At 41.7% G+C, this 13,635-nt stretch carries 11 protein-coding genes; 7 read left to right on the top strand and 4 right to left on the bottom strand.

Features of this window, described 5'->3' with window-relative positions:
• Positions 1-6: 6 nt before the first annotated feature.
• Positions 7-570, bottom strand: coding sequence for a class I SAM-dependent methyltransferase (locus tag ACKGJO_RS01660; protein ID WP_411321661.1), 564 nt, complete (start codon positions 568-570; stop codon positions 7-9).
• 143 nt (positions 571-713) lie between these two features.
• Between ACKGJO_RS01660 and ACKGJO_RS01655 the strand changes: the two genes are divergently transcribed.
• Positions 714-1,562: a TIGR02757 family protein gene (locus tag ACKGJO_RS01655; protein WP_411321660.1), complete on the top strand. Its 849-nt coding sequence runs from the start codon at positions 714-716 to the stop codon at positions 1,560-1,562.
• A 125-nt stretch (positions 1,563-1,687) separates the two neighbouring features.
• Positions 1,688-1,882: a 30S ribosomal protein S21 gene (gene rpsU / locus ACKGJO_RS01650; RefSeq protein ID WP_411321659.1), complete on the top strand. Its 195-nt coding sequence runs from the start codon at positions 1,688-1,690 to the stop codon at positions 1,880-1,882.
• Positions 1,883-1,913: 31 nt separating this feature from the next.
• Here rpsU and radA read toward each other — a convergent pair whose 3' ends face one another.
• From radA to ACKGJO_RS01635, 3 genes are all read right to left on the bottom strand, one after another.
• Positions 1,914-3,254, bottom strand: a complete 1,341-nt coding sequence (radA, locus tag ACKGJO_RS01645) for a DNA repair protein RadA (protein ID WP_411321658.1) — start codon at positions 3,252-3,254, stop codon at positions 1,914-1,916.
• Position 3,255: 1 nt separating this feature from the next.
• Positions 3,256-4,212, bottom strand: a complete 957-nt coding sequence (locus tag ACKGJO_RS01640) for a lysylphosphatidylglycerol synthase transmembrane domain-containing protein (protein ID WP_411323263.1) — start codon at positions 4,210-4,212, stop codon at positions 3,256-3,258.
• 161 nt (positions 4,213-4,373) lie between these two features.
• Entirely contained in the window at positions 4,374-5,450 is a 1,077-nt protein-coding gene (locus ACKGJO_RS01635) for a class I fructose-bisphosphate aldolase (RefSeq protein ID WP_411321657.1), read from the bottom strand.
• A 479-nt stretch (positions 5,451-5,929) separates the two neighbouring features.
• On the opposite strand from ACKGJO_RS01635, the gene ACKGJO_RS01630 reads away from it, so the two are divergent.
• The 5 genes from ACKGJO_RS01630 to ACKGJO_RS01610 are packed head-to-tail and all read left to right on the top strand — an operon-like array spanning position 5,930 to position 13,588.
• A complete protein-coding gene (locus ACKGJO_RS01630; protein WP_411321656.1) occupies positions 5,930-6,574 on the top strand; it encodes a TetR/AcrR family transcriptional regulator in 645 nt (214 codons plus the stop codon).
• A 56-nt stretch (positions 6,575-6,630) separates the two neighbouring features.
• Positions 6,631-8,142: a TolC family protein gene (locus tag ACKGJO_RS01625; protein ID WP_411321655.1), complete on the top strand. Its 1,512-nt coding sequence runs from the start codon at positions 6,631-6,633 to the stop codon at positions 8,140-8,142.
• A 16-nt stretch (positions 8,143-8,158) separates the two neighbouring features.
• Positions 8,159-9,199 (top strand): efflux RND transporter periplasmic adaptor subunit, encoded by a 1,041-nt coding sequence (locus ACKGJO_RS01620; protein WP_411321654.1) that lies wholly within the window; start codon positions 8,159-8,161, stop codon positions 9,197-9,199.
• Between the two features lie 24 nt (positions 9,200-9,223).
• The gene (locus tag ACKGJO_RS01615; protein ID WP_411321653.1) at positions 9,224-12,574 is read left to right on the top strand and encodes an efflux RND transporter permease subunit; all 3,351 of its coding nucleotides are present in this window, start codon (positions 9,224-9,226) and stop codon (positions 12,572-12,574) included.
• Positions 12,575-12,583: 9 nt separating this feature from the next.
• Complete coding sequence (locus ACKGJO_RS01610) at positions 12,584-13,588, top strand: LLM class flavin-dependent oxidoreductase (RefSeq protein WP_411321652.1); 1,005 nt, start codon at positions 12,584-12,586, stop codon at positions 13,586-13,588.
• Positions 13,589-13,635: the final 47 nt, after the last annotated feature.

The following is a 13,635-nucleotide window of genomic DNA, read 5'->3' as shown; positions in this document are numbered from 1 at the left end:
TAAATTTCATTTAACAGCGATTCCACTTACATGAGGAATGATCGGCACAAACAATGTCCTACTGTTAAATTTTTCAATCTTTACCCTGCTGAATGAAGTTTCCCGGATACTTTTGCCGGTATTTCTTGTGACATGACACCCATCAAAGACCCATCTCCAGGGTTTTTTCACGAAATTCTGGATCCAACATATCCAGGAGTGATGTTCTGCTTTTACGTGCTCAACAAAAACGAACTGCCCTTCTTTTTTAAGAATGCGTTTAATCTCTGATAAAACCTGATCGGGTGAATCTACAGTGCAAAGAACCAAACTACTCAATACCATCTCCACTGAATTTGATGGCAGACCGATAACTTCAGCCCTTGAATTGTGGATCTCAATCTCAATATCATGTCGCTCGGCTCTTTTTTGAAGCAACCTGTTATAAGATTCATTCGGTTCGATCACGATCACTTTTGTGCCCATACGTAAATATCTGAAATTTGCTCCATAAGCAGCACCTATCTCGACAATTGTTTGAGGGTGATCTGCCAATAATTTCCTCTTTCGCTCACCATAATGAGCGTCCATGTATCGATCTACCAATAAAATAAACCAGTAGTTGAGAGATTGAATCAATTTGACTGCAATTTGTTTGTATTAATAGGTAAGAACCGGCCGATCTTATCGGCAACTTTGATAAACTTAAAGTATTCCTAAAGTAGAAAAAATCCTTGCCCCGAAAGAGAAAAAAATATCGAACCATCTCTAAGCGAAAGCTCGTTGAACTTAAACCGTTCCTTGATGATTTGGTTGAAAAAATTGAACAACCTCATTACATCAATGACGATCCTGTCCAATTTATGCATGCCTTTGAAAAAAAGATTGACCGTGAACTCGCCGGATTCTTTGCAGTAACCATGGCATGGGGACGCCGTGATATTGTAAATGCAAAAGTTGAAGAATTATTGAAACGAATGAACAATCGCCCCGCTGAGTTTATCCTTAATTATTCGGATTCTGAAGCCCTAAATTTTGAAAGATTCAAGCACCGTACTTTCAAACCTATCGACATGCATTGGATAACAAGATCTTTACGATCCATTTTATTAAAATTTGGAGATTTTGAAAAATTCTGGCTTTTCTGTTACAATCTTGCAAAATCTCATAAAAGAGAACTAATAGCTGTATTCCACGAGCAATTTTTTACCTTTCATCCGGAAATTCCTCAGCGCGTTCACAAACATGTATCGAATCCCGAGAAGAACAGTTCCGCGAAAAGATTGTATATGTACCTAAGGTGGGTTATCAGAAAAAACAGTCCGGTAGATCCGGGTACCATGAATTTTATGGAACCTTCAGAACTTAAGATTCCACTGGATGTACATGTAGCGCGGCAAGCAAGGAAACTCGGTCTGCTCTCACGCAAGCAAAACGATTGGAAAGCTGTACTTGAACTAACAAACCGCATGCAAATTCTGGACCCCATGGATCCTGCCAAATATGACTACGCGCTATTTGGCATCGGTGTTTTGGGCACAGATATCCCTGATGAATTGATCGTAAATAAACGAGTTGAGTAATCCACTCAGACGCTTTGCCTAAAAACCGATCAGACAGTTACGTTTATTTTTTATCAATAAAAGAGTTTGTATATTAAAGGCTCCCAATTATGGGATAAAATTTAAAAGAAAGGATGTGATACTTCATGTTAGGAGTCGAAGTAAAAGACAACGAAAGTGTTGATCGTGCAATAAACCGCTTCAAGAAACTGGTAACCCGATCACGCGTACTCAATGAGTACAAAGATCGTCAACAGTATACGAAGCCCTCACTTGAGCGACGCGAAGCTTTGAAAAAAGCCAAGCGAGAGCAACGACGTCGCAATCGCGACAACTTCTAAACGAAGTGTAACGAATTCGAGCCCTCCGGTTTTACCTGAGGGCTTTTTTTATGGCCTCATGTAAATACCTGATGCCATCTTTCTGTTTTGAATCCGGTGCTACCAATTCCTTAAAGCCCAGTTTTTTAGCTTCTTTGATCCTTTGCTCCAAATGGGGCACGGTCCGCACCTCTCCGCCTAAACCAACTTCTCCTACAAAGGCCATGTTTTGAGCAACCGCCTCATCCATCAAGCTGGAAACGAGAGCACAACATACTCCAAGATCTCCGGCAGGATCATTGAGCCTGAACCCACCGGCAATATTCAGGTAAACATCGTGATTCGAAAAATTCTTCCCTACGCGTTTTTCCAATACTGCCAGCAGTAGCAATAACCGATTTCGGTCAAAACCGTTTGCCGTTCTCTGGGGTGAACCGTAGGCTGAGGGTGTTACTAATGCTTGCACCTCTATCAAAAGTGGACGTGTCCCTTCCATTGTACAAACCACAGCATTTCCACTCACACCTGCTGTTTTATCGGAAATAAAAAGCTCAGATGGATTGGATACTTCACTCAGCCCATCCGATTTCATTTCAAAGACTCCTACTTCCTGAGCTGCCCCAAATCGGTTTTTCAGGCTCCTTAATAATCGATACGTATATTGCTTATCTCCTTCGAACTGAAGAACGGTATCCACCATATGTTCCAGAACTCGTGGCCCGGCTATATCACCTTCTTTGGTTACGTGACCGATCACAAGCGTGGTAATATTCTTTCGCTTGGCCAGCTGCTGAAATAAAGCTGCACACTCTTTAACCTGCTGAATACTGCCGGGCATACTTGATAGTTCCGTTCTATATACCGTCTGTATGGAATCTACTATCAGTAGATCTGGCTGCATTTTTTGTGCTTCAGCGATTATGCTATCTACCTGTGTTTCGTTATAGACCAGCAGCTTATCTGATTTTACACCAAGACGGGCTGCTCGTTGTTTGATCTGACCTGCTGATTCCTCACCGGCACAATATAATATGGTGAGTTCAGGGTTTGATTTGGCGATCTGGAGAGTCAATGTACTCTTACCAACTCCCGGTTCACCACCAATTAAAACATACGAGCCGGGTAAAAATCCACCGCCCAATACACGATCCAGTTCACTGATGTTACTGGTGAATCGGGTTTTTTCTGAGGTTTCAACATCCTCCAGTTTTTTCGGAGCAGCTGTTGCTTCAAGCCCTTCAACTTTCGCTTTATGAGCCGATGAAGACTTTCCTTTGCTAACGGTCTTTTCAACAAAGGTATTCCATTCTCCACATGAGGGACAACTCCCATTCCATTTTGGAGAGATATACCCACAGTTGGAGCATTCATATTGGGTCTTCGTCTTTGCCATTCTAGTCCTTTTTAATTTCCGCAACCTTTTGGTTCACGTACCAAGTGGTTGCCATAATTCCAAGTCCTATGCTTATATAATAACTTATGATCCTCCATAGAAAAACTGCCAGACCAATAAATCCTTCACGGGAGATCAATGGTCCCTGGAATAGTACAAAAAGGCCCTCAACACCTCCACTTCCTCCCGGTGTTGGAACAACAAGGAACGCCAGATTCATCGCTAAACTTCGCAAGACCGACAGTACTTCCGGAGCCGGCAGTAAACTAAGAACCACAATTGTTGGCAGTGCAATTCTCATTAACCAGGACATGGTCGATAAAAAGAAGGCTTTCAACAAAAAGCTGAATGGCTTCTTTCTGAGCTGATGTGCATATTCCTCAAGATTCTCTGCTTCTATCTCTATCTTATCATTCATTTTTCTGAGGATAGGCAGTTTAAAGACTACCTTAACTACTTTTTTGATAGCAGATGGATTTACCAAAACCCCGTAAGCGAGCAAACTTGCATAGCTTAAAAGTCCAAGGTAAAGCAGCCACATCGAGACGTCGCCAACCAAACCTATTTCAGACGGAACCACTTCATAAAATATTCCAGCAAACAATAAGATCGGGATCGCCATAGCAAACCATAGCTGATCGAGCAGTACTCCGTATAGTATGATTGCCCCAGAGTCACCCAGCTTAAGCCCTTCCTTGGTCATTGCATAGGTAGCCATTGGCGCCCCACCTATAGTTGAAGGAGTGACAGCAGAGGTAAAATCCCATGCTAAGACCACTCTGATGGAAGCAAACCAACTAAGCTGCTTATCAGCCAGAAACCTGATCTTAGCTGCTGAGAACCATACGCGAAGTAAGGATACCACAACAGCTATTCCTAATCCCGGAAGCCTTTTAGGGGCAAGATGTTTTAACACACCTGGAGTATAGGTCCAATAAATTACAGCTCCCATTGTCACCAAACTCAGAAATATAGAGATGATCAAATATTTCCGTGAAAATAACGACTGAGGTTGTCTTATATGTTTGTGCTCAGAACTCAATTATTATGAATTTGTGAGAAGGATAAAAAAAGCCTTGCAGGTGAGGGCCTGCAAGGCTGATAAGATTTGAGGCGATTTTATGCCAGGGTGATCTCGTCGTTAAGATAAACGTCCTGAATCATATTCAGAAGTTTTACGCCTTCATCCAATGGTCTTTGAAAAGATTTTCGACCACTGATAAGTCCCATACCGCCTGCTCTCTTATTGATAATAGCAGTTTTAACGGCATCGGCAAAGTCGTTTTCACCTGAAGCACCACCTGAATTTATCAGACCGGCACGACCCATGAAACTATTAGCTACCTGGTAGCGAGTCAGATCTATTGGGTTATCAGATGTCAGTTCTGTGTAGATGCGCTCGTCAAGTTTTCCGTAGCTGGAATCACCGGAGTTCAGCGCTTTGTAACCACCATTGTTAGTTGGTTGTTTTTGCTTCACAATATCGGCACCGAGAGTGGAGCCAATATGATTTGCTTGTCCGGTAAGGTCGGCTGAAGAATGATAATCGACACCATCCACTTTGAATGCGTTATTTCTTGTATAGCACCATAATATGGTCGCCATTCCTAATTCATGAGCATAAGCAAATGCCTGCGCTACTTCCTGTATTTGTCGGTTTGATTCTTCTGATCCAAAATAGATAGTAGCACCAACAGCGGCTGCCCCCATATCGTAAGCCTGATCGATCGTTCCAAACATAATCTGATCATAATTATTAGGGTAGGTCAAAAGTTCATTGTGATTGATCTTAACCACAAAGGGAATCTTGTGTGCGTATTTTCTTGAAACTGATGCTAGAGCTCCGAATGTAGAAGCAACTGCATTACACCCCGCTTCCATAGCAAGATTTACAATATGTTCCGGATCAAAGTAATCCGGGTTCTTGGCAAATGAAGCTCCGGCTGAGTGCTCAATACCCTGATCTACAGGAAGGATAGACAGGTAACCGGTGCCGCCTAAACGACCAGTATTAAGAAGTCTTTGTAAATTCTGAAGTACCCTGTTATTTCGGTCGGAATGATACCACACGTCATCTACATAAGAGGCAGATGGTTTGATCAATCTGTCTTTACTGATGGTTTCACATTTATGCTCTAAGAGTTCGGAAGCCTCATCTCCAAGTAGTTCTTCGATACTGTTAATTCCAAGTGACATAATTTATTTCCCTTTTTTAAAAATTCGTTTTATGAGTGAGTAAGTGGGTAGAAAATATAAGCCTAAAAGAGGGAAATGGCTAAAGAGAACTTTAAGTAATTATTTGACAAAAGCAGTTACGTGGCTTAGCCCCTTCAGGTATTACCGGTAATTGATTAAAGGAGCTCAGAAAACATATAAGCAAATTATATCCACGCCACTATTAAACCCTCGCACAAAAACTGACCCTTCGTTCAATATTTTATCATTAGGCCAACCTATATTATTAAAATAATGAACCGACATTCCAATTATTGAAAACGCTTTTACTTGCTTTAAATACTTTATGAAAGTGTTTTGTGGCCTTATAATAACAGAAGAACCTAAATTGGGACCAGATTGGATTAATTGAAACTATTCTTCGTAATTTTCGTTTTCAAATGCATGCAAGTATAGCTTACAATGTTGAATAATATTTTTTAATGACCGTGAGTCAGTAAATGGGAATAAAAGAACGAAAAGAGCGAGAAAAACACCGCCGCAGGGATCAAATTCTGAGTGCCGCAATTGAACTGACCGGCCGACAGGGTTTCGAAAAAACGACGATGGACGAGATTGCTGAAAAAGCCGAGTTGAGCAAAGGTACACTATACTTGTATTACAAAGATAAATCTAGTCTTTATCAAGCAATAAAGAAGAGCGCACTTCAATCTTTACATCAGGAATTCCTCAACGCACTTCAACAGGATCGGCCTGGTTCGGAACTGGTTAAAGGCATGGTTTTTTCATTCCTGGATATGATCCAGGAGAATATCACTTTTACAAAGGCCATGATGTTGTATCGAAATTCCGATTCATCCGAAAACGAACAGGAATCCTCTATTGCTGAAAAATGCATTCATATTGAAAATGAACTAAATATGCTGATGGTAAAAGCCATACAGATCGGAATTCAGGATGGCAGTATTTCTACACAATTGGACCCAAAATTACTGACTCTTCAGATCGGTTTTCAAATGAGGGGTATACTTCAATTTTACATTTTAGATAATAAAAATCAGGGTACCAAGATCTTCAAAGAACAGGAATTATCACTTAGCGAACTCATGGACCAATTTTTAATGGTTCAATTCAGCCAGAAATAATCATCAGGTTCACATGGAAATTGTCAAAACATCATTTTAACAATCAACTTAAAGTCATGAATCAATTCTTACGTCATTCCGCGTATATGACCGGAGTGTTAATAGCTATATTCAGTATTGGGTTACTTTCTACATCCAAAGCACAGGAGAATCCAGAACTTCGATCAGCAGAAACACAGACTTTAGATCTGCGTCAGGCTATTCAGATCTCACTTGCAAATAATACGCAAATGAAGCGCTCTCTACTTTCAGTTAGAGATGCTGATCAACAGGTCCGAAATGCCTGGAGTAATGTGATGCCTGAAATCTCAGCCTCTGCCAATTACACCCGCAACCTTGAAGTACCCGTCAACTTTATACCCGCAATCATCTTTGACCAAAATGCCGATCCCAATGACCTGATACCGGTTGCCTTTGGAACGGATAATAATTGGCAGGGTGGTTTCACGGTTTCACAAACTATATTTAGCGGCCAAGCTTTTGTAGGTATTAGCAGCTCAGAGCTATATAAAGCCGCTCAATCTGAAGGCATGCGTGCTTCAGCACAGGGTATTGTAACACAAACTCGGATCACCTACTATCAGGCACTCGTAGCCAAAGAACAGTTGCGTTTGGTACAAAGTCAGATCGACCGGGTGAAGGAAAACCTTGAGGATACAAAAAAATTATTTGAACAGGGTTTTACTGATGATTATGCGGTTCTTCAGCTAGAGGTTCAGCTCAGCAATTTAGAACCACTACTCACACAAGCAGAATTTGCTGTAGATGAAGCACTTCGTGAATTACTTGATGTAATGGGGCTTCCGGTTCAGCTTTCTATAGATGTGAAGGGCAATCTGGGTGAATATAAGATCGAACCTAACACAGCCACTGATCCTGTAAATAAAGAATTACGCGATATCGACTCTATGACTCCCCTTGTTCTAACCACTCATTCACCTGAGATTGAACAGGCATTCGATCTTAGGGGCGACCTAAGGGTACTCAACATCCAAAAACAACTGCAGGGAAAGCAACTTGATGCCCAGCGCAGTTCATATCTGCCAACTGTTTTTGCAAACTACGGTTTGAACTGGACAGCCTCACAAAGGGGAAAGCCTGTTTTCTTCGGAACTGAAGAAACCCGGGCAAGAGCTCAAACCCTAACACTCGGGGTTCAGCTTCCAATATTTCAGGGGTTCAGTCGCGATGCGGCAATTCAACGATCCAAGATCCAAATCAAAGATACAGAACTACAATTATATCAGGCTCAACAAACTGCCAATAATGAGATCTATTCTGCCAAACAAGGTGTAAGACAGGCTCTTCAGACCAGCGATGCTCTTATGAAAGCATTGAAGCAGGCAGAACGCGGCTATGAAAGAGCATTGATTCGTTATCAAAATGGCGTGGGTACTCAACAAGAAGTCACAGACGCAGACCTGCAACTGAGGCAAGCAGAAAACAATTATGCACAAATGGTATCCGGATACCTCTCAGCCAAGGCACAATATGATCAGGCAATCGGTCAGGTTCCATTTGTAAGCCAGGATATTCAAGACATAAAAGAAAAAATTGAACTCAAATAAGATGAAAATATTTAGCATGAAATTTCAATTATCGATATTAGCATTATTCTTATTTGCCACTGCATGTGGCAATGGTGACCAGGGAAATGGAGAAGATGAAAATCGTCGCAGTACGCCTGTTTACTTAAGTGAGATAGAGCCTTCTACATTTAAGCATTATATAAACGTTCAGGGGGATGTTGAGTCAGACAAGACCATTATGATCACCCCAAAGGCTTCTGCTACAGTAGAAGAGATCCTGGTTCGTGCCGGTCAACAAGTTAACAAAGGTGATGTACTGGCCGAGCTTGATGGAGAGATCACCCGGAATCAACTAAATCAGGCTGAAACGCAGCTGGAGCTGGCAAAAACACTATTTAAACGTCAGCAAAATCTACGAGAACAAAACATAGGTTCGGAAGTGGAATTTCTACAGGCTAAAACACAGTTCGAATCTGCAAAAAGTCAGTTTGCCAGTTTAAAAGAACAATATGATTTCTATACCATACGGGCGACCATTTCTGGGACAGTAGATAGAGTTGACCTTAAAGTTGGAGAAACTGTAGGCCCTACCCTGCCGGTATTTCAGATCTCAAATTCTGATGCCCTTAAAGTAACCACTGAGGTTTCAGAAGCTTACATCATGCGCGTAAATGAAACAGACAGCGTTGAGATCACTTTTCCAAGTCTCAATACTTCAGTTCAAAAAAGAGTGGATGTGGTAAGTAGAGCTATCAATCCTTCGAATCGGACATTCGGCGTTGAAATTTATCTGCCCGGTGTTGTGGAAGGTATAAGACCAAACATGATGGCGAGAGTCAGCATCAATGACACAAAACTTGAAGATCAAATTGTAGTACCTGTGAATTCAGTTCAGCAAGCTAACAACATCAAATTTGTATTTATAGCTGAGGAAACTGAAAATGGCTGGATAGCAAGAAATAAAGAAGTAACCACGGGACTCAATTATGGAAATGACCTGGTAGTCACAGACGGCTTAAATGTCGGAGACCTATTGATAACAGCAGGATATGCAAACCTGTCTGATGGTTCACCCATTACAATACAAGAAAATTAACAGCTCAGAACTGAATAACAGAAGATGAATTTCAAAGAATTTAAGATCTCAAGTCTTGCGATCAATAATCGTACTACCGTTTATCTGCTTACGGTATTGATCACGATAATAGGTATCTATTCCTATATCACACTACCAAAGGAGTCGTTTCCTGAGGTTGAAATACCCATTTTTAACGTCGTAACGATATATGCAGGAGCTTCTCCCGCCGATATTGAAAACGTTATTACACGCCCCATTGAGGAAGAACTGCAGGGAATTGATGGAATTGACAAGATCAGCAGTGTTTCCAAGCAGGCTGTCTCCATAATTACTATTGAGTTCACCACAGAAAAAGATAAACTGGTGGCTCAGCAGGAAGTAAATGATGCAGTTGAAAAGGCGAGAACTGAATTACCCACTCAGCTGACACAGGAACCACAGGTAAACGATTTCAATCTTGATGACCAACCTATACTGAACATTAACCTATCCGGTAATTTTGATCTTGTTGAACTGAAAAGTTTCGCTGATGAAATTCAGGATCGCATTGAAAGCTTGCCTGATGTTAACGAAGCAGAGATCATCGGTGCTTTGGAGCGTGAAATTCAGATCAATGTGGACCTTCAAAAAATGCAGGCTGTTGGATTGAACTTCAACGATATCAGAACGGCTGTACAGAGTAAGAACATGACCATTTCTGCCGGCCAGTTAGAGATCGGAACCATGGAACGTTCCGTTCGGGTAGATGGTGAAATTGAAGAAGCCGGTGACCTTGAAGAACTCATCATATCGAATGCAGCAGGTGATGATGTTTATTTGAAGGACATTGCTTCCATTGAAGACGATTTTGCAGACCGTGAAAGTTATGCCAGCCTAAACGGTGAACCGGTTATCACGATCAACGTCAAGAAAAAGAGCGGCGGTAACCTGATTGAAACCTCTGAAGCAAGTATGGCTATTATTCAGGAATTACAGGAGAATCAGTTTCCTGAAAGTTTAAATATCACTATAACTGGAGACCAATCTCAGGATACCAAGGATAGCGTTTCGAACCTCTTTAACACCGTTATCCTCGGGTTCTTCTTTGTGGTATTGGTACTCATGTTCATCATGGGGGTTCAAAATGCCATTTTTGTAGGCCTCGCGATCCCTCTCTCATCACTCATTGCATTTACAGTTATGCCTACTATTGATTTCTCGATCAATATTGTTGTGCTGTTTGCTCTTATTCTGGGATTGGGAATTGTAGTTGATAACGCCATTGTGATCGTTGAAAATATTTACCGGCATGTTTCAAAGGGCGAAATGGGTAAAATGGAAGCCGCCAAAAAAGCTGCGGGTGAAATTGCCCTTCCCGTTATTACCGGAACTCTTACGACCATTGCCCCTTTCTTCCCTCTTCTGTTCTGGGGAGGTATCATTGGTAGATTTATGTTCTACCTGCCGGTTACGATAATTTTGACGCTTGTTGCCTCTCTCATTGTCGCTTTGGTTATGAATCCTGTGTTTGCTGTTTCGTTCATGAACGAAAATGAAGATCACACCAAAAAGGAAGAGCCTAAGGACAATAAATTTCTCTGGATCGCATCCGGTGTGATTGGAGTACTTGCTATTATATTTTACCTTACCGGAGGGCTGTTTGTTGCCAATTTACTGGTATTCCTTTATCTGCTTTGGTTACTCGAACGTTTCGTACTGAAGCCTTTGATCCGCAAATTCAATGAGAAAACCCTGCCAAAGATACAATCTGTATACCATGACCTGATCGCGTGGTTACTTGTTGGCTGGAGACCATGGATCACCCTGGGAGGAACTTTTATATTCCTAGTGTTCAGCATAATTCTGCTAGGTGTGGTATCACCTAAAGTGGTATTCTTCCCTGAGAGTGAACCTAATTTCGTGTATGTGTATAACGAGATGCCTGCCGGTACCGATCTTGATGAAACAAATCGTGTAAACCAACAGATCGAAGAACGCGTTTATGATGTGATAGGACGAGATAATCCGATGGTGAAATCGGTGATATCCAATGTGGCTATAGGTGCAAATCCACCAAACAGTATTGATCCGACTCCATCACCTAACAAAAGTAAGGTAACAGTAGAATTTGTGGATTATCAGTACAGAGACGGCAAGTCAACCGAGGATATCCTTAATAAGATCCGCGAAAACGTTCAGAATATCCCAAATACCACTATAACTGTTGAAAAAGAACAAAACGGTCCTCCAACCGGTAAGCCGATCAACATTGAAATAACCGGGGAAAGTTTTGAAGAGTTGATCAACCTCACTGAAAACGTCAAATCATTCATTCAGGAACAGGATATCGAGGGTATTGAAGAACTCCGTTCAGACCTTCAGGTAAATAATCCTGAGATCATTGTGGATATAGATAATGAAAAGGCAAATAGCTATGGGATTAGCAACATTCAGATCGGAGGTACGATCCGTACAGCACTATTGGGTGAACCGGTTTCTACCTTTCGAGAAGATGAGGATGAATATGATGTAACACTTCGTTTGTTAGAAAAGGATCGTTCCAACATCATAGATCTCATGAACATGAAAGTTGGTACACCAACCGGGTATATACCCATCTCTGCCGTAGCTACGCCACGTTTATCAAACAGTGTGGGTGCCATCAACAGAATTGACCTGGAGCGTGTAGCCACACTGTCTTCCAACGTTCTCACCGGCTATAATGCCAATGAGATCAATGCACAGATCCGCGAAGCCATGCAGAATTTCGACATTCCTCAAGGATACGAAGTAAATCTTACCGGTGAACAGGAAGAACAAGCAGAAACAAGTCAGTTTCTCATGGTTGCCTTACTATCAGCAGTAATGCTCATTTTCCTTATCCTTGTTGCACAGTTCAACTCCATTGGCAAGCCACTCATAATTATGTCTCAAGTGTTGTTTAGTCTTATTGGGGTATTCATTGGATTTTCAACTTTTGGCATGGATATTTCTGTAGTACTCACCGGAATGGGTATCATTGCTGTCGCAGGTATTGTGGTCAAGAACGGTATCATCCTGGTCGACTATATAGATATTCTTAGAAATGAAGGAACTTCTCTTAAGGAAGCTGTCATTGAAGGCGGTTCCATACGTTTGAATCCGGTTCTGCTTACAGCCGCATCAACAATTTTAGGATTGATACCATTAGCTATCGGACTCAATATTGATTTCTATGGCCTTTTCGCCAGCTTTGAACCGAACCTATATTTTGGAGGAGATAACGCAAGTTTCTGGGGCCCCCTTGCATGGACCATCATTTACGGACTCGGTTTTGCCACTTTCCTGACCCTGTTTCTGGTTCCATCTATGTACTATATAGGTGTAAATTCGAAGCAATGGTTTAAAAATAAATTCAATTCAATTTCAGAATAAAATCAGTATATGATTCCTTATTCAGTTTTAGACCTGGCTGTAGTTACCGAAGGCAGTGATCCAAAGGAAGCCATCGAGCGCAGCCGGGATCTAGCTATACATGCAGAAAAACTTGGTTACAAACGGTTTTGGATGGCTGAACATCACAATATGGAACATATTGCCAGTTCCGCCACTTCTGTTCTTTTGGGGCATATGGCCGAAGCTACTTCCAGTATCAGAATCGGTTCCGGTGGCATCATGCTGCCTAATCATTCACCATACGTCATCGCAGAACATTTTGGAACATTGGCAACTATGTATCCGGGACGCATCGATCTTGGATTGGGGCGTGCACCTGGAACCGATCAAACTACGGCTTACGCCATACGACCTGACCGGATGAAAGAAGTCTACAATTTTCCCGAAAATGTAGCTCAGCTTCAAAATTATTTATCAAGTGGAAATGCAGAAAATAAGGTAAGAGCCTTTCCCGGAGAGGGAACCGAGATACCCCTATGGATATTAGGCTCCAGTACTGACAGTGCCCACCTTGCAGCAAAAATGGGACTGCCCTATGCATTTGCCAGTCATTTCGCACCTCAACAGCTTTTGAATGCCATTCGCATTTACAGGGAAGAATTTCAGCCATCCAGTCAACTTGAGGAGCCTTATGTGATGGCAGGTATAAATGTGATAACTGCGGATACTAATGAGCAAGCTGAATACCTATCTTCCTCAACCAAGCAAATGTTCGTTGGTGTGATCACAGGTGAACGCAAGCCTTTACCACCGCCCGTAGATAATATTAATGAGGTTCTGCCGTTTCAACATCAGATGGCATTGAAGCAGATGTTGGCTTATTCATTTGTAGGTGACAAGCAAAGGATCAGAGATAACTTATCTCGTTTCATTGAACAAACTAAAGTTGACGAACTTATTACTGCTTCTTACATTTTTGACCATAAGGAACGATTGAAATCACACCGATTGTTTACTGAGGCGGTGGAAGGAATCACATTGGAAGCTATATAACATTTTTTGTACCCCGAAAACCAGGCCTCATCAGGTGAAACTGATGA

It is taken from the genome of Gracilimonas qinghaiensis, from assembly GCF_046602855.1.
In the GTDB taxonomy this organism is placed as follows: domain Bacteria; phylum Bacteroidota; class Rhodothermia; order Balneolales; family Balneolaceae; genus Gracilimonas.
The sequence above is the reverse complement of the archived record's forward strand: the minus strand, read 5'-3'. Positions and strand labels throughout refer to the sequence as shown.